This is a genomic window from Viridibacillus sp. FSL H8-0110 (assembly GCF_038003565.1).
In the GTDB taxonomy this organism is placed as follows: domain Bacteria; phylum Bacillota; class Bacilli; order Bacillales_A; family Planococcaceae; genus Viridibacillus; species Viridibacillus arenosi.
On record NZ_JBBOPJ010000001.1, the window covers coordinates 2937993 to 2956924 of the forward strand.

At 33.2% G+C, this 18932-nt stretch carries 14 protein-coding genes, 1 pseudogene and 1 other annotated feature; of the genes and pseudogenes, 2 read left to right on the plus strand and 13 right to left on the minus strand.

Features of this window, described 5'->3' with window-relative positions:
- Nucleotide 1 precedes the first annotated feature (1 nt).
- From MHH98_RS14725 to MHH98_RS14740, 4 genes are all read right to left on the minus strand, one after another.
- Nucleotides 2-868 carry a branched-chain amino acid ABC transporter permease gene (locus MHH98_RS14725; RefSeq protein ID WP_038190178.1) on the minus strand — a complete coding sequence of 289 codons (867 nt, stop codon included), beginning with the start codon at nucleotides 866-868 and terminating at the stop codon, nucleotides 2-4.
- A gap of 12 nt (nucleotides 869-880) precedes the next feature.
- Nucleotides 881-1588, minus strand: a complete 708-nt coding sequence (locus tag MHH98_RS14730) for an ABC transporter ATP-binding protein (protein WP_076065130.1) — start codon at nucleotides 1586-1588, stop codon at nucleotides 881-883.
- The gene (locus MHH98_RS14735) at nucleotides 1566-2339 is read right to left on the minus strand and encodes an ABC transporter ATP-binding protein (RefSeq protein WP_038190185.1); all 774 of its coding nucleotides are present in this window, start codon (nucleotides 2337-2339) and stop codon (nucleotides 1566-1568) included. Before MHH98_RS14735 ends, MHH98_RS14730 begins: the two co-directional genes overlap by 23 nt.
- 95 nt (nucleotides 2340-2434) lie before the next feature.
- Nucleotides 2435-3655 (minus strand): substrate-binding domain-containing protein, encoded by a 1221-nt coding sequence (locus MHH98_RS14740; RefSeq protein ID WP_076065131.1) that lies wholly within the window; start codon nucleotides 3653-3655, stop codon nucleotides 2435-2437.
- 138 nt (nucleotides 3656-3793) lie between these two features.
- Here MHH98_RS14740 and MHH98_RS14745 point away from each other — a divergent pair.
- Nucleotides 3794-4168: pseudogene (locus MHH98_RS14745) on the plus strand (transposase); the annotation flags it as partial.
- A gap of 123 nt (nucleotides 4169-4291) precedes the next feature.
- On the opposite strand, the gene MHH98_RS14750 reads toward MHH98_RS14745, so the two are convergent.
- From MHH98_RS14750 to MHH98_RS14765, 4 genes are all read right to left on the minus strand, one after another.
- Complete coding sequence (locus MHH98_RS14750) at nucleotides 4292-7486, minus strand: BTAD domain-containing putative transcriptional regulator (RefSeq protein ID WP_076065132.1); 3195 nt, start codon at nucleotides 7484-7486, stop codon at nucleotides 4292-4294.
- 36 nt (nucleotides 7487-7522) lie between these two features.
- Nucleotides 7523-7945, minus strand: coding sequence for a hypothetical protein (locus tag MHH98_RS14755; protein WP_246832413.1), 423 nt, complete (start codon nucleotides 7943-7945; stop codon nucleotides 7523-7525).
- Nucleotides 7946-7963: 18 nt separating this feature from the next.
- Nucleotides 7964-8389 (minus strand): hypothetical protein, encoded by a 426-nt coding sequence (locus tag MHH98_RS14760; RefSeq protein ID WP_340713151.1) that lies wholly within the window; start codon nucleotides 8387-8389, stop codon nucleotides 7964-7966.
- A gap of 877 nt (nucleotides 8390-9266) precedes the next feature.
- The gene (locus MHH98_RS14765; protein WP_083669565.1) at nucleotides 9267-10496 is read right to left on the minus strand and encodes a right-handed parallel beta-helix repeat-containing protein; all 1230 of its coding nucleotides are present in this window, start codon (nucleotides 10494-10496) and stop codon (nucleotides 9267-9269) included.
- 382 nt (nucleotides 10497-10878) lie between these two features.
- Between MHH98_RS14765 and MHH98_RS14770 the strand changes: the two genes are divergently transcribed.
- Complete coding sequence (locus MHH98_RS14770) at nucleotides 10879-13662, plus strand: dynamin family protein (protein WP_076065133.1); 2784 nt, start codon at nucleotides 10879-10881, stop codon at nucleotides 13660-13662.
- Nucleotides 13663-13709: 47 nt separating this feature from the next.
- Here MHH98_RS14770 and MHH98_RS14775 read toward each other — a convergent pair whose 3' ends face one another.
- From MHH98_RS14775 to MHH98_RS14795, 5 genes are all read right to left on the minus strand, one after another.
- Nucleotides 13710-14252: an NUDIX hydrolase gene (locus MHH98_RS14775; RefSeq protein WP_076033937.1), complete on the minus strand. Its 543-nt coding sequence runs from the start codon at nucleotides 14250-14252 to the stop codon at nucleotides 13710-13712.
- A gap of 81 nt (nucleotides 14253-14333) precedes the next feature.
- Entirely contained in the window at nucleotides 14334-14708 is a 375-nt protein-coding gene (locus MHH98_RS14780; RefSeq protein WP_038190204.1) for a hypothetical protein, read from the minus strand.
- A 391-nt stretch (nucleotides 14709-15099) separates the two neighbouring features.
- Nucleotides 15100-15483 carry an iron chaperone gene (locus tag MHH98_RS14785; protein ID WP_038191111.1) on the minus strand — a complete coding sequence of 128 codons (384 nt, stop codon included), beginning with the start codon at nucleotides 15481-15483 and terminating at the stop codon, nucleotides 15100-15102.
- 296 nt (nucleotides 15484-15779) lie between these two features.
- Nucleotides 15780-17720: a threonine--tRNA ligase gene (thrS, locus tag MHH98_RS14790; protein ID WP_076033938.1), complete on the minus strand. Its 1941-nt coding sequence runs from the start codon at nucleotides 17718-17720 to the stop codon at nucleotides 15780-15782.
- A gap of 332 nt (nucleotides 17721-18052) precedes the next feature.
- Nucleotides 18053-18293: a binding site (T-box leader), on the minus strand.
- Between the two features lie 95 nt (nucleotides 18294-18388).
- A complete protein-coding gene (locus MHH98_RS14795; protein WP_038190213.1) occupies nucleotides 18389-18928 on the minus strand; it encodes a phosphoribosyltransferase family protein in 540 nt (179 codons plus the stop codon).
- Between the last annotated feature and the right edge of the window lie 4 nt (nucleotides 18929-18932).

An 18932-nucleotide genomic window follows, 5' to 3' on the forward strand; every position in this document is an offset into this window, starting at 1 on the left:
TTTAGCCCTCCTTCGCATTTGTGAATAAGCCTTGTGGACGGAAGATTAATACAATAGCCATCAAAATCATATTGACCGCTAATGATAAATATGGAACATAGTACGCCATGAAACTACCCGCAAGCCCCACTAAAATTGCTGCCATTAATGAACCAGAGAAACTTCCCATCCCACCTATTACTACTACGATAAATCCTAAAATGGCATATTCCATTCCCATCTCTGCGTATATTACGCCCGAGTACGGAGCCATAAGCATTCCGCCGAATGCTGCCATTGCTGAACCGGTCATGAAAACGAATAAAAAAACACGTTTAATATTAATACCCAATACTTGCACCATTTCTTTATCCATCACACCAGCACGTACGATTAAACCGATTTTTGTTTTCTTTAATACATATTGAAATATTCCGAAAATAATAAGCCCAATAACGATAATAAAAATACGATATTTAATCACAATTACTTCACCGATTTCCCAGCTACCTGCTAAATATGAAGGTACATCTACAGGAATACTATTAGGTCCAAAAACAACCTTAATACATTCTGATAGTACTAACATAAATCCAAGCGTTATTAAAATTTGTTGTACATGATTGCCATATACGGGTGTGATGATTAATTTTTCCGTGATCCACCCTAGGACAAACCCTGTTACAATCGCACCTAGTATTCCGACTATAAAACTGCCTGACCATGTATAAACGAAGATTCCAGAATAAGCTCCCCAAACAAAAAGTCCCCCATGGGCAAAGTTCAAGACGTCCATTAATCCGAAAATAAGTGTCAATCCAGCCGCTAATAAAAAAATCAACATACCTGTGGCTAAACCATTTATAAATAAACTGATAAATAAATCCATACTCGATTCCCCCTAACCAATTCCTAAGTATTTCCGTTTCAATTCTTCATCTCCAATCAATTCAGCCATAGATCCTGAATGAACAGTTTTTCCATCATCTATTAATGTATAGGTATCACCAATCCGACTGGCCATAATAAAATTTTGTTCAACAAGAATAATCGTTGTTTTCTTTTTCATTTCTGTAATAGCTTCCATTACTTTTTCTACAACGATTGGAGCTAATCCCTTTGAAGGCTCATCTATCAATAAGAGTTTACTGTCATTTACAAATGCTCTTGCCATAGACAGCATTTGCTTCTGCCCCCCAGATAAATGCCCCCCAGCCTTTTTCCAAAACTTTTTCAAATCGGGAAATAACTCTAATATATATGCCTGTTTTTCATATACTTCATCTGTCTCTTTACGGATTGCAACTTTCATATTTTCTTCCACTGTTAAGTCCTTAAAAATACCTTGATCTTCTGGAACATAACCAATACCTAGATTGGCAATATCATAAGGCTTTCGTTTTGTAATGTCTTGCCCATCATAAATAACTTTTCCGTGGGAAGCAGGTGTCAAACCCATTATGGTTTTTAAAGTAGTTGTTTTACCCGCTCCATTTCTACCAAGCAATACCGATACTTTCCCTTCTATTGCTTCAAATTGAATCCCTTGTAAAATATGATATTGTCCAATATGTGTTTGAAGCTGATCAAGGTTTAATAAGCTGTTCATCATATAGCCCTCCTAAATACGCGTTTTGTACAGTTTCATTGTCCATAATTTCTGAAGGCGTTCCATCTGCTAAAAGCTTCCCATTAAAGAGCACCATGATTGAATCTGAAAGATCTAAAATCATATCCATCTTATGCTCAATGAGCAGTATGGTTTTGTCTCCTTGTTCTTTTATTGAACGTATTACCTCTAAGATAGCCGGTACTTCTTCTAAAGACATACCAGCAGTTGGTTCATCCAATAGTAAAATTTCAGTATTTAGAGCTAGTAACATTGCAATTTCTAGTTTACGTTTTTCACCATGAGATAGTTGACTTGCAACTGCATTCACTTTGTTATCAAGCAATACTTGACCCAATATTTCTACTGCTTCGTTGGTAATCGATTTATACTGCAAATAGTGTTTATAAAAATTAAACCTTACCTTTTCACGAGATTGCACTGCAAGTCTAACATTCTCCAAGACTGTAAGATTTGGAAAGACATTTGTGATTTGAAAAGAGCGACCAAGTCCTTTTCGTGTACGTTCGATAGACGAATCATCTGCTAACGATTCCCCTTTCAAAAAAATTTCTCCCTCTGTTGGTTTCAATTCACCACTTAGTAGGTTGAAAAAAGTAGTCTTTCCTGCACCATTTGGACCAATAATTGATTTGAAATGCTTTGCCTGCATTTGAAAATTCACGCCATCAACTGCACGATGCCCCCCAAATTGAATACTTAAATTTTCTGTCCTAATGATAGGTTCCATCCTCATTCCTCCTAAGTCTAGCTCTCTTAAAAACTTCTTATGTAAAAAGTTTTTAAGAGAGCCAGGCCAAATTTATGGTCTGAACTCTCGTATATTTATTTTTTATTTTGAATTGGCGGAGCTGTTTCGTCAGGTGTTAGTTCACGAATTAATACCGGAACAGGGTAGTCAACACCTTTTTGTTCTTCAAGTTTAATAGAATACATAGGCTGTAATGCTTGGTGATCCTCTTTACGGAACGTCATTTTTCCTTTCGGTGTCTCAAAAGACATACCTTCCATTAATGGAATAAGCGTATTACCATCTGCATTACCATCTGATTTTTTTAACGCCTCAACAATAGATACAGCAGATGAAAATCCACCTGGTGTAAATAAGTCTGGCACTTCATTGTTAAAACGTTTTTTATGCTCTTCTACTAACCAATCATTCACTTTGTTTTTTGGTAATGTATGATAATATACTGAGAATCCTTCCATGCCTACAAGGGGCTTCATCAATTGAAGAGCGGTAATGTCAGGTGCACCTGTCGAAATTTTTATACCTTTTTCTGTTAACTTAAGATCTGCAATTTGATTCCAAGGTGAATTTGTACCAGCCCATACAACAAATAGATATTCAGGTTTTGCCTTCACAACTTTCTGTAAGTTAGATGTGAAATCTGTTGCAGCTGGATCAGCATATTCTTCTAAAACAACTTCTGCTCCTAACTTTTCTGCTGCTGCTTTAAAAGCCTTAACTCCATCCCAACCGAAAGAATAATCCGGTGCAAATGTTGCAATTTTTGTTCCTTTTTTAGCAATCGCCGCTGCTGCTGCATAAGCGTCTTGAGAAGAATTTCTTGCTGTACGGAAGATAAATGGGTTGAACTCAGCGCCAGTAATACTATCTGCAACAGCTGGTTCTACAATCATAATTTTCTCGTATTCTTCAGCTAGTGGTAAGACAGCTAATGTATCTCCAGAACTAGATGAACCTACTAAGAAATCTACCCCATCATCTTCTAATAACTTTGTTGCTTTTTGCACTGCTACTTCTGGTTTAGTTTCAGTATCCTCCCAAACAACTTCAATTTTCTTACCTGCAACTTCCATCTTGCCATTTGTTGCATAATCTAGCCCTAGTTCAAAGCCTTGTTTTGTTTGTTTTCCATAAGACTCTAATGCACCAGATAAAGAGGCCAATACACCAACTTTAATTGTCCCTCCTTCTTTTTCACCCTTTTCCGAAGAGGATCCACTTGTTTTCTTGTCACTTCCACATGCAGCGAGTAAAAGCGTTACTGCTACTAATAGAATCGCCAACCATTTTTTCATTTAAATACCTCCCTCTTATTTTTTAAAGCGCTTTCATCTTGCTGTAGAAGTATCATAACTAATCCTAGTTACAAATTAGTTACAAAGAAAAAGGACCCTACGTTTTCACAGAGGGCATGCACTCCAATCAACTAGCTTATGGAGCTTCGAAAAGCGAGAACGAATAAAAAAGACGTAGGTAAAAATCAAACACAAACGTATTACTTTGACATAAAAAAATGTAAGGTTTGTCCATTACAAGATGGCTGTTATAAAGACGGTGCCAAAAGCAAACGGAATCAGTTTCCATAAAATCAACCGAACATGAAGAGCAAGCAGCTTTTCAAGAAACCGAAAGATTCAAAGACTTAGCAAAAAAGCGCTATAAAATTGAAGCGAAGAATAGTGAGTTAAAATCCGCATGTCTACAATACGGCAAAATCGGCGGGTTTATTTGGCCTGGAAGTCCAAGGAGCTACAACAATATTTGCAGTGAATTTGAAACGTATCTGGAAGCTATTAAATGAAGAATAAGGAAATACCAAAAAAACACCGGCTTTCTGTTCAAAATCGAACAAAAAGTGCCGGTGTTTACTATTGAAGAACATTACATTTTAAAAACGTAAGTTTTTCAGTGCCCTCCGTTTTCACATAAGGTCATTTTAAAATCATCTCATACATCTGTATGGTTGTTTCCATTGGTTCAATATTCAATTCGTCTTTTAATACTTGTTCACATTTTTCAAACCATCTGACAGCCTGAGTACGATTTTGAAGTTGAAAATATCCATACATGATTAGGCGATATCCTTCTTCCCAAGTATTATCTTGCTTCAACAAGTGCTCTGCCCAATACACTGTTTTGCTAAATTCTTTTAATCGGACATAATTCTGTGCTAAGCGTTCAATTCCTTCCATATAAATATATTTCAATTCTTCTCGTATATCTTGAAGCCATTCTGATTGTTTCTTATCCGCGATAAAATCACCTGTGTATATTCGGATTCCTCTTAAAAGCCATTCATTCGAAAGATTAGGATTTTTCTGTTGCATGCCCAAAGATATAAATTGTCTGAAAAAATATAAATCACTTTTCATACACTGCTGTGTAATGAGCTTGTACATTGATTGCTTTCGAACAACGTATGCACTTTCTATTCTGGGAAGACGATTTGGTTCTAGCACTTTTAATAATGCATTATAGGCAACTTTGAAATCTCTTGTCATCGTTTCCTCAGTAGCTTTTGGCCATAGTACATTAATTATTTCTTCTTTGGAAACAAATCTCGTACGATTTAGATATAGGTAAATGAATAATTCCTTTGCCTTTTCTCGTTGCCACTCTTTTTCTACTATTACTTCACCATCGCGATATAGAGTTATAGCTCCAAATAGCTGAATAGTATACATATGCGCTGGTACAGGTATATCAGCATCTATTTCTATCAATTTATAAAAGTGTTTTGTTTTAACAGCTGATTTTTTTAATGTATTCCAATGATGCATCATTTGCCACCATACTAAATTATGTTGAGGACCAAAGATATGTTGGTCTCTTACAAAGAAATCATATTTTTTCTCTACAATAGTTGCCATACATAATTCAAAATTTGAAGTAAATTCAACTTCATCATTTTGCATATAAGCGATATAAGCACGCCAAAAGCTAACAATTGTCAGTCCAAAATAATCTTTTGAGTTTTTAAACTTACTTTCTGCGCTCTTAATAGCTTCTTTTGCCTCTAGGTAATGTGCATGTTCCACATAAACTATTGATAAGGCTACATAAAGTAAAGCCGAAACCCAATGATCATGCACTTTTTCCGTTTCTTTTAACCCTAATTTTATATTGAAAAGTGCTTGCTCAAGTTGTTGCTGTCTACTTTTTACAATTGCTAGTCCCATATAGGACTCGGCTTTTGCACGTTTCACATCCATACTATCCATTATTTCGATGGTCTTTTCATAATATTGTTCCGCTTCAGCAATATCTGCCGGATTCAAAACCAATAATGTATGTCCTTTACGAAGATAGGCTACTGCTAGAATGTACTGTGCATGTTCATTTTCCTTTTTCAAGATGCTTTTATTTGCTGATTCTAGTGCTGTTACATAATCACCTAATAAGATTAAAATAAATGAATATAAAACATCGGTCTCACGATAAGTATCTGAAATAAGACTATATGAATCTAAACGATTTTCTAATAAGCTTCTTGCTTCCTGAAGTTTGCCTTGCCTTAATAATATTCTTGCATCCAAATTTCCTTGCCTAACTACACGAGAAGAAAGACCCACATCCGAAACCCACTTTTCTGCTTCATACGGTTTGCCTAAGTTCACTAGATTTTCTGCATATTGTTTTTGTATAAATTGCAGATAATCTTCTTCTAACTTCGCTTGTTCCACCAATTCAAGTGCTTCTTGTAAATAAGTTTCAGCAAGTGACGGTTGAATAGTATCCAAATAGATATGTGCAATCCCAGCCTTGGCTCTTAATAAATAATCATAAGACAAGCATTCTTTTGCGCATATAATACATTTTTCATACGCTTTTTTTGCTTTTTCATACTGTGCACGATATCTTTGACTTTCACCTTCATAATAATAAAGTTGAAAATGGTTTGCCATTGTACTAGCTGATAGTTCACGAATACGTTCGATAAACCAATCGAATTTTCCTTCTTCTATAAACTGATTTGCAAAATAAGCTAAAGTAGATGCAATCAAATCTTCATTTTTTGTTTTCATCGCATGATGAACGGCTTTTACAGGGTTTCTTTGTTGAGTAAAATATTTTGTAGCCTTTAAATGCAACGAGTGATAAGTATCTAAATCCTGTTCCATCAGTTTCAATTCTAAAAATTGCTGAAATAACACATGATATCGAAACTCTGTGTATCCACTTAATGGCTGGATAAAAACATGTTTATTGACTAGAATTTTAAGCTGCTCTTCAAAAACCTCCCCGTAGAATACTTCTATTAATTCATACGAAAATGTTTCAAAAATGCTAAATTTCATAATTGCATCCTGTTCGAAATCATTTAGCCCCTCAAATACTTCATACGATAAATAAGTAAAAAAGTCATTTGACGAAAGATTCTGTAATTTATCTATAGATTTCTCTAAATCAATAGATTGAGTGGCGAGAAATAAAATAGCAATAGCCCAACCTTCTGTTGTCCGGAGAATCTTGGCCACTTGTTCCTTTGTTATATAATGTTGAAAGTAATCTTCAAAGAATACCTGGATTTCTTCTGCAGAAAAGACAAAATCTTCTTCTACACATTCAACCAATTGATGATTTAACCTTAAATTCCGTATACACCCCCAAGAAGGATATGTTCTTGAAGAAATAATTAGATGAACATTTGGTGGTAAATGTAATATCAGTTTCTCCATGATGTAATGAATATGAAAAATATGATCCACTAAATAGTAATCATCTAATATTACAAAAAATGGTTCTCTCATCTTGCAAAACTCATTTACAAACATAGTAAAAAGCTTATTTAACTCTTCAACTTTAGGAAACATTGAAAGCTGATCCCAACCAATCATTGTTTCTCCAAAAGAAGGATATACTTTCCGCACACTATAAAACAAGTGACGTAAAAATGGCAAAACATCGTCATCATCTTCTGTCACTTGATACCAAGAGAAAGCATTGGATTGATCTGCTAAAAATTGTGCCAATGCGGAACTTTTACCAAAACCTGCTCCACCATGTAAAATAGTAAGCTTTGTATGATGACTTCGTGCTAACTTTTTCATGACCTTTGCTCGTCTCATATAATGTATTGCAGGTTCTGGTGGAATAAGCTTAGATATCAATATGTTGTCTTCCATATTGTACCCCTTTCTCATTCTCATTGATTTACATTTCTATATTAAAAGTGCTTTACTCCATTGATGATAAAACACACTAATCGTTTCAAAACGATCTGAGGGATTATTTTCTAATGCTTTTGAGCAAATATTATATAGATCTATTGAAGCCTCCCACATTTCGAAACTTTTATCACTTCGTCCTCCTATAAACGCATATGCTAAACCTGCTAAAGTATATACATTTGTAGCACTTGTAATTTCAGCGTTTAATCGATATTCTTCAGGTGCTTTATACCGACTAGAACCCCAAAAATCCTCACCAATATCATTAAAGACAGGTGCTTTTTTAAAAAAATCAATGTCGCAAATATGCAATTTATTATTTTTGAAATTATATAGTATGCTACCATCATAGAAATCAACCATCACATATCCTTTATCTTCTACAAAAACCGCAAATTCATATATTTGGTTCAATATCGAAATACGTTCTTTTCAAGATAAACTCCTTAATTTCACAAAAGGAGAATCAGGAGAATTGTACTTTTCAAAAGGCGTAAAATCCCAATGATTATGCATACATTCTCCTTCTACCCATTTAAATTTCAATCCGTAACCTTGTTCTGTCTGAAATGTCCCTATGCATTGAATTAATAAGGGGTGATCAATATGTTGATAAACTTTCTTTGCTTCTTTTAGGCGTTTAATCGCTGACTTTATATCTCCAGTATATTCTAAATTTCTTGCACCTGCATATTTAATGAAATAACGTTCGTCATTTTCTATAATTCCAAAACAAATGTTTCCTGAATCCTGCTGATCAAAAACAGTAAATACTTTTACTGCTTTAAGCCAATTAAAATCATGATATTCTCTTAACTCTAATAATAATTTATTGCTTCCAATGCATACTTTAACCAAATTTTGCTCCTTCATTGAGCTTACGTAGTTTATAGAGGGGTGATACGTTTACTCAAAATTGATATACCTCTAAAATGTTTGGCGAATTTTTCATATAACATCACACCTTTCAATATACTTCCATTTAGTAAAGTATTCGAAAACCGAATATTCTTATATTAATTGTACAGTAATTACTAAAAGCCTACACTAATAAATTCTTTGCAAGAGTACGTAGTATTTTTGTTTAGTTTTTTGGCACACTTACGGAGACGTGAGCAAGATTGGTTATATGTTATTCAATAAAAGGACAGTGAGATTTAAAGGGGGGGTTTAGGAATTTGCGAGAATACATAAAACAATACATGAAAATGCTTTACTTGTTCCCGTAGCTTCGCATGAGGTAAATTAGAAGAAGGCATAAGAACACTACTATGTTATTAATTAAGCTTTTTCTTAAATAGCCATCCACCACCAACAGAGATTATAATTCCACAAATAAAGCAGAGCAAACGAACATATCAATCTTCCCAATCGCAAACAACAGAATAGGACAAATCAACAAGAAAATCCTCCAACTAATAACAAGCTTTTTTAATATTCTTCCCCCATCACAACCTTAAATATATACGCTAGCAGTTTGTTAAATATCACTATAATTATTAATTATTTTCTTTTTATTGTTAATTAATAGGAGATGCTGATTTTCGAATACGCCCATTTTATTAAGTTATAGAAAATCAACAGTAAAATAGCAAAAATAAAAAAATGTATGCAACTGAAATTACTTAGTGATGTAATTCATTCATAATATGTGTAACATATTATGAATGAATTATCATGTACAATTACTTGTCTTTAGTGTTACAGAGTAGAAGGTCTCTTTTCCCCATGTAAATCACTTTGACGCAAGTTGAATTTTTTCAGTGTTTTGTATGAACTCATTGTAGGTATTATTAATTCGAATAATCGTTTCAGAAGTATTAACTGCTTTGTTTGTTAGAAGTGCTTTTTTGTTAGCTTCACTTAGCTTATTGTACGTAATATCGTATTGTGAGCCTGGACCACTGTTCTTCCAAGCCATAAACTGAATCGTTCTTCCTACTGACTCAAAAGTATTGTTTTTAAATGTTGGGTTGATTGCGCCACTAGCTAAAATCCCACGGGTACTAGCATTTCCATTTGCTACATTCCGGATTAGGTTTTTTTCAATAACAGCATTCGTCCAATTCATAACACGAATAGCATCCAAGCGTATTTTGTCAATTTGATTATTACGAATGATTACTTTATCATGATACATTTTACCTGAATATTTATGGGTACCTATAGCTCGATCAAGATTCTTAAATTGATTGTTTTCAATTGTTATATTTTGATTTGGTGTCTTATCATACTTGCTCCATTTTTGACTCCACCCTGCTGTCGTTTTATCCGGTGTATCAATATTAATGGCTTCTTTGTTCTTATTAGCTGATGCTTTGGAATTTGTAAACGTATTTTTTCGTATCACAACATTCTTAGAAGCATCTAGTTCGATAAAATGTCCAGAATACATATTCTTAAATTGAATATTTTCCACTTTTACATTTTGGTTATGCCCCATGATCAAGGCAATGCTATCTTTCTCGTAATTCATATCAATTGTTACTTTACCTTCACCTATAAAGGAAATATTCTTTTCACCATTATATTTGCCATATACACCCGATTTATTGGCTTTTGATGGTTTGATTAATTGAAAAATTGATTTTGAAGCTTTAAATTTGCTTGTACCCGTTTTCTGACCTTTAACAATACTTACGCCATCCTTCATTTTTATTGTTACATTCGATGGAACATATAGCGTATTACTAATTATGTAAGTTCCTTTTTTTAATACGAGCGTTCCGCCACCTTTTTTCTCCAATTTCTCTAGATAGGAACGTAGAACATAATAATGCTTAGTATTACTATTATATGTAGTGTATTTCAACATCTTTTTATCTACAGGTACTGTTTTTGGTGAAATTGTATAAACACTCTTTGTGGCAGCTTCTACAGAATTAGGTGTAACCCCTATCCAAATACTCAGCATCAACACAGTAGCAGCCAATAATGACCCCATTCTCTTTAATTGCATAATCATGTTGTAAAATTCTCCTTCTCAAAAAATGATAATAATATGGACAGATTTTCATATACTTTTTTGCAAAACCTCTTATCACCCTATTCCAATACGTATTCACTATACATTGTTTTTTATACGAACTCTACATGGAATGTTACAACTTAATGTAGAATATTATATTCATATTAAGTTATTAGAAACATTTTCTGTTTTCACACCACTTGGAAAGGAAATTGATAAAAAAATGAAACTTTTCTCATTGAATTTCAATCTTACTTAAAAAATGAAAGATAAATGAAATTTCCCAAAAGAAATTCTTTGTTAAAATAAAAAGCAACAATACTAAAAAGTGTTGTCACATGGAGAAAAATGTATTCTTCAAGATATAGTGGAGGAAAAAATGAGATTAGAAAAACAATTAATCAAAAAGATATATTATGAAACATTCCTAATAGAGAATGAAACACATCCACCTCTTCAAGTACTTGGGGAAGCTTATTTAAACGAACAAAAAAATGAGATTTCCGATGGATCTTATATTCGTTTTGCACAAGGTGAATTTTATTATCACCATCAAGATTTTGAATCAGCTATTTTTAAATGGGAGAAAGTTAGTAATGAATTAGCACCATGGGCACAAAAGAATATTGCGGATGCTTACTTCGAACTTAACCAATTATCAGTTGCTGAAAATGTTTATACCTCCATTACTACTGATAACAAAATACTTATGACTGAAATTGTACTGCAATTACTATCTCTTTACATCGAGCAAAATAATCTTGATTCAGCTTTCGCTGCTATTAAAGAAGCGGTTTCTTTAAATCCCGATTATCCAAATGTTACAAAAATTGCACGTTCCTTTTATGAAGAACAGCAAGATTTTGACAGTGCAGTAGAGCTTGCTGTGAATGAGTTAATTCGAACAGAATCTTCTCCTTGGTTTGAGGTTCTAAAAGAATATATCAATAAAGGCTTTACTAAAAATATTTCACCAGACTATTTTTATGAAGTATTAGTTACATTAAATAATGTTGATCAAGTACAATTTACCCAAATTGTTTCATCACTTTGGCACAGCTATAAAAATGAACAAAATTACTTATTATGGCTCAAAACAATAAATGAATTTTTCTTACTAATCGAAATCCATTCTTCCGATATATGGGACAACATTTCTTCTCTTTACGAAGAAACGTACTTTGAATTAATCCAAGGTCAATATATGCTAAGAGAATTACACGATATCATTCCAAATCTTTTAACAAATTGGTTAAAGGTAGCCAATCCGTCTCATTCTGTATTTCCATCTGCTGCAGTTTTGGCATGGGATGAGATTTTCCCTTCCGAAATAGATTCAGCAAATATAAAACATGCGGAAAACCTACTGTCATATTCTATTAATCATGTGAATGGCTTAGAGTATAGTTTACATCTTTTTGAATCTATTACACAGTGGGCACAAAAACATGATTTAGAAATAGGTCATCGATTTAGATGGTTAGTTAGCGAGCTTGCAGATTTAAGAACAAATCGCCTTTTAGTGACTGGAACTTCAGGAAACGGAAAAGCTTCATTTATTAACTCTATACTTGGTGAAAATATATTAGAAAACTCAGTCTCAAATGTAGTTGTCTTTAATAATGAAGCTCATACAGAAATTAACGCGATATCAGATTCAGCAATTACAACAACTGAGAATTTCTCAGATTACCATAACATGATGTCTCTGCACCCTCAATCAGATAGAGATAGAGCATATGTTGAATTTAAATTACCATGCAGATTTTTAAGTAAAAATAAACTTACTTTGGTTGTTACACCAAGCTTTAATAGGAACAACGACACTAGAGATGAGACATTTGAATATTTAAATTCTGTAGACGAATTATTATTCGTATTGAATGCGGATTCACCTTTTACTGACAAAGAACGTGATATTCTATTAAGTATTCAAGAACATACACCAAATCTACAAATTCATTTCTTATTAAATAAAATCGATAACATTTACAGTGAAGCAGAAGCAAAAAGAGTTTTAGATGATACGCAAGTGAGAATAAACGCATATTTCCCGCATGCGCGAATTTTCCCTTACTCTTCGTTATATACAAATAGTCAACAACTAAACAAATTATCTGAGTTTATTCATTCTAACTTTAACCATAAAAATATCGATGCAGAACGTACTGAAAAGCTATTGTTTTTCATTCGAAAAACAATTTCATATCTTTTGGATAAACGCATCGAGATGGAAAATAACCTAGTGGATTCTATTAATTGGAATGAAGATATGTTAGTTAAACTAAATGGTTTTATTAATAACCTTACTGCTTTTGAGAAGGAAAAAATTCATTTAATTACAGAATCATATCGGACAATGAAATACGAAATTGCTAATGATCTTACAGAACATATTCCGAAACTATTACAGAGTTGTTCTGATTTAATTAGTGAAGAAAGCGATTTTGGGCACATTGACATTGAACTAAATACAGCGATGAACGAAAGAGTTCAAAAATATCTAGAAAAAACTGTGTTACCTAATCTTGCTCGCTCTATGCAAAATTGGATTGCAACTTCTAATAATGAGTTCCTTCAAAGTCAATCGTACTTAGAAGAAATCAGTGAAGAACTTAATTCTTTATATGGAGAAAATCGAATACAGCTAGAATGTGACTTTAAAGTGCTTGATGACTGGCGGAGAGATACCGATAGAATGACAACTAGAATACAAATGGAAGAAGTAAATATCTTGCGCAGATTTACACCAGCACAATTTTTACTGAAAAGTGCCGGTAAATTGTTTGGCGTTCTTCCTAAAAACAAAGCTATGTTATATAACAAATACAAACAGTATTTAGAAAATGAAGATTATACTGATGTAACGGATTCTATTATGAACAAATTTTTCTTGCAATTTGAGCTATTTGAAAACGCTCAAGCGCGGGATATTAATATATTCTTTAGAAGTCCATTTGGCGAGTTGGAACAAGCTGTAGAAAACACTCATATAGAAATACAAGAAAAACAAGATACACTGCATAAAATGAAATCAAATCCTGAAGTTTATCATGATCCTATAACGCTCTTTGAATTAAGATTACGTCAATGTGAAGTAATCTTAAATAAAGGTGAGGATTATTCCTATACAGATTTAACTTTAGAAACAAACATAGAGTAAAAATAATATAACTCCAAAATCAACAATAAAAGTTGATTTTGGAGTTATTATTTGTTAGCTTCACTTTTTTTCGGTACCTTGCAACTAGAACTAGATGGTGTTGACCACGGTAAAATTTTATCAATTCCCTCTTTATTTATTGAAGTGCACCGTTTAAAATCTGCAATAACTTGTTTATCCGGAGGACTAATCACTGAAGGTAATGAATCCATTTTAAAAAATTTCAATTCCATAACTTCCGATAGATCTTCTTTTAATTCACCACTATATTCATCACAAATATATGTACTAGTAACATTATAAACCTCGTCACCATGCGGATATTTATAGTAAAGATTTTCTCCAGAATAAACATTAAATAATTGCAGTTTTTTTGTAATTAGTCCTGTTTCTTCTGCTAATTCCCGTCTTGCTGCATCTTCTAATTTTTCTCCTAATTCTAATGACCCGCCAGGTAATCCCCAACATTGGTTATCTGTTCTTAGTTGAAGTAATAGTTGTTTATCTTTATTTACGACCAGTACACTGGCGCCTACCATTAATAGTGGCCTAGTGCCTACTATCTTTCTCAAATCCATAATATATCCCAAGTCTATCACTCCTATATTTCCATTGCCTTATCATTATTCTTTATCAACTATCTTATACTTCAATCGATTTATCATCTAACATTAATATCTCTTCGCATAGTAAACCATAGTTAAAAATACGGATGATATATATACCGTCATCATGATTGAGAGTAGATTGTATGCTTCTATTTGTAAGTTACTAACTGGATTAAAGACTATCATTAATATTACAACTACTGCTATAAGGATAAAATAATTCACATAAATGGATCGCTCTCTTATTTTTTGTGCTCGTTCATCTTTTGCAGCAAGATGTTGCACTAAGAAAGCTAAGCAGAAACACATAATGCTAATAGCAATTAACATTAGTGAAGATGGAAATTTATTTACACTTAATGAAACACCATTCATAAATAAAGCCAGAACACCAAATATAATGCCCATAATGATATAGCCCATCTGTGTTTGTTTCATTCGTCTTCATTCCTTCCAATTTAAAATTAAAGTCTATTGGGATTCTCAATGTTTAATGCAATTGCTAATAAAAAATTGGTTATATTAACCATAATACCCATCATTATATTGTAAAGCAAGCTTTACAATTGAATATTCCGTAACTTATATATTCAAAACTGAAATACTGCTTGCTCTTTCATAAATACCGTAATACTTCTATCAATATAATTTTCACTCAACAAAATTTCACTTTAATTGATCCGTAATGACTTAAAGCGTGTCAGTATTAGTGCTTTCCATCAATAATTATAAAAACAATACTAAACGCCTTAATTAATGAACAAACAAAAAGAGTATGTTTTAAATTTCACTTAAAACATACTCTTTTCTTTTAAATTGAATGAGTTTATTATTTCTTTTTTAATTTGCCATCAGCTTTCTTTTTATTCTCAGCAGCTCTGAATTTAACTATCTCACTTACTAATTCATAAGGAATCGGCTTTTCTAGTGGAAACTGCACTGCTCCCTTTGAACTTTTATAATCCGATAATTCATGTTCAAAAGCAACAATCCCGCTAGAAGTTGGATAAAATCCTATATGTTTTTTATAGGCAGCAAAATGTACCAGATTGCCATGTAAAGCAAAGGTAGGCATTTGATAACTAATTTTTTCTTCTGCCTCCGGTACTGCATCTTTTATAACTTTTCTTATCGTTTTTAGTTTTTCCTGAACCTCATGAGGAAATTGTAAAATGTATTCATCAATTGAATTAGACTTATTGTTCCCCTCCATGATTTCTCCTTTCATACTCAGCTATCCTTAAAATCAACTTTGTACTCTTTTATATATTTTTAAAAATTAGATGTTACTATTATATTACAAACACTGTTAGATTAAAGGTTCATTGACAGGCGATTTATTAAAAATTTAGTAGCCTTTCGCGTAATGCAGTATAATTTTGCTTAAATATTTTCATTCCCTCTCCTCCTTTATTATTATTGTAAAGAAGGAGAGGTATAAATTAAATTTATAAAAAACTAATGATACTCGTTGGTTTTGCTTATGACACTTGAATAAATTGAAATTAGTTACCCAAGGTCATACTCACTATTATTCAAAGATTTGTTTTCAATGCAATTCTTAATTTTAGAAATAAAATCATCAAGCTGGACTTCCAATGAATTCTCCTGACCATATTGTCTTAAGTTAACAGATTTATTTTCCATCTCATTATCCCCCACAATAAGTATAAATGGAATTTTCTTCATTTGAGCTTCACGTATTTTATACCCTAATTTTTCTTCACGTAAATCAAGATTGACTCTGATTTCCTCTTGTTTTAAGCGCCTAGTAACTTCTTCAACATACTCTTTATGCATTGAGTTTGATACGGGTATCACTTGAACTTGAATAGGTGATAGCCAAATAGGGAATGCACCACCAAAGTGTTCAATCAATATTCCAAGGAAACGATCAATTGATCCAAATACTGCTCGGTGAATCACGACTGGCCTTACCTTCTGATTTTGTTCATCAATATATGTTAAATCAAACTTCTCTGGTAGTTGGAAATCAAGTTGAACTGTTGCACATTGATGGCTACGTTTAATCGCATCTTTAATATGAATATCAATCTTAGGTCCATAAAACGCACCGTCTCCCTCATTGATTTTGTATGGATAGCCAAGGTTTTTTAATACTCTTTCAAGAGATGCTTCTGCCTGATCCCATAATTGCACACTTCCCATAAAATCTTCTGGACGTGTTGATAATTCAATGTCATATTCAAAACCAAATGTTTTGTATACACGATCAATTAAACGTAAGGCTAGTAAAATTTCATTTTCAATTTGATCCGGTCTGACAAAAATATGTGCATCATCTTGGCAGAATGTTCGAACACGTAATAAACCATTTAATGCTCCACTAAATTCATGTCGATGCACTTGACCAAATTCAGCCATTCGAATCGGAAGTTCACGATATGACCGACGTTTATCTTTGAAAATCAGCATATGTCCCGGACAATTCATTGGTTTCAAAGCAAATTCTTGATCATCTACCTCTGTAAAATACATGTTTTCTTTGTAATGATCCCAATGTCCGGATTGCTCCCATAATCTTTTATTCATCATAAATGGCGTGCGTACTTCTTGATAATCATATTGATGCTGAAGCTTACGTAAAAACACTTCTAATTCATTTCGAATAATTTGCCCATTAGCAAGGTAAAATGGCATACCTGGTGCTTCCTCAGAGAACATAAATAACTCTAATTCATTCCCTAGTTTACGATGATTTCTTTTTTGCGCTTCCTCTACAAAATGAAAATATTCTTCCATCTTTTCTTTTGTAGCAAAGGCCACACCATATATACGTTGTAGTACTTTATTGTTACTATCCCCTCGCCAATATGCCCCTGAAATATGTGTTAATTTAAATGCTTTAATAAATCGAGTTGCTGGTAAATGCGGACCTCGACACAAATCTACAAATTCTCCTTGGCGATATACTGTTACTATTTCATCTTGAGGAATGTCTTCTAATAGCTCTAGCTTTAATGGATCTTTTTGAAAAAGTTTTTTCGCCTCTTCACGTGACAATTCAACACGTGCAATCTCTATGTTTTCAGCGATTATTTTAGACATTTCTTTCTCTATTTTCGCTAAATCCTGCACTGTAATAATACATTCCATATCAACATCATAATAAAAACCATTGTCAATCACTGGCCCTACTCCTAAGTTCACATCACCATACAATCGTCTAATTGCTTGAGCTAATACATGAGCTGAAGTATGCCTCATAATCTCTATACCAGCTGTTGACTCTAAATCAAATAACTCCACTTCTGCATCATGTGTAATATTACGATTCAAATCATATCGTGTGCCATTGACTTCTCCCGCCACCGATTTCTTTTTTAGACTAGAACTAATAGAACTAGCAATTTCACCTAATGATACTCCCTGCACATACTGCTTTTGATGTCCATCTGGAAACTTAATCAAAACTTCCTTTTGACTCATAACACTTCACTCCTATTTTTTTATAAAATAAAAACACGCACACATCCCTATATAAAGGGACGAGTGCGTGTCATATACCCGTGGTTCCACCCAAATTCCCATCTCATAACTCAATAAGTTACATATTGATGGCTTTGTGTAAGCTTTATCGTTGCTTCTACGGTACTGATTACTCTTTTTCACCAATACTGCTCCAAGGTGGTAAATAATTCATCCGCATTAGGAAGTTTTCAGCCTTGCCTTCCCTCTCTGTAAAGCGGTTAGAATTACTCGTGTCCTTATCATTGCATTCTATATTTTTTTAAAAAAACAAAAAACACACTCATCCCTCATGAAGGGACGAGTGTGTATAATACCCGTGGTTCCACCCAAATTTCCATCTCATAACTCAATAAGTTACATATTGATGGCTTTGTGTAAGCATTATCGTTGCTTCTACGGTACTGATTACTCTTTTTTCACCAATACTGCTCCAAGGTGGTAAATAATTCATCCGTATTAGGAAGTTTCCAGCCTAGCCTTCCCTCTCTATAAACCGTTATGAAATACTCATATCCTTGTCATTGCATTCATTATTATAATTTTTACCACTATATAGTATTATTTCCCATTAGTCAATAGAAATTTATTTATTTTTCACGAATTTTTCAATAAAATCCATCGGTTATTTAATCAAAAAGTGGTAATTCTTCTAAGAAAATAATATCCTCGCGTTTAGCCGCATCTCCTTCTGCTAAGATGGCCGCTTTTGCTACTACATTTCCTCCAGCTAATTCAACAAGTTCTTCTAATGCTCTTAAAGACTCCCCGGTGCTAATCACATCATCAATAATCGCAACGCGTTTTCCCTTAATCTCTAGCGCGTCTTTTTGATCAAAGCACAATGTTTGTTTTGCTTGTGTTGTAATCGAATGCACTTCATTCATCAATGGATTTTGCATATATGGTTTAACTGTTTTTCGTGCAACATAATAAGCTGATAATCCTAATTGATTAGTAACTTCATAAGCTAATGGAATCCCCTTTGCTTCAGCTGTTACAATAACATCCACCTCAGGAAGCTTGTCTACTAATAATGGTGAAGCTTCTCTTAAAAGTTCTGCATCACCTAAAATAACAAAGCTAGCAATACTTAAATTTTCTGTTAATCGAATGATTGGTAAATCTCTTTCTAAACCTGCTACTTGTAAAGTGTATGTGTTCGTCATTTTA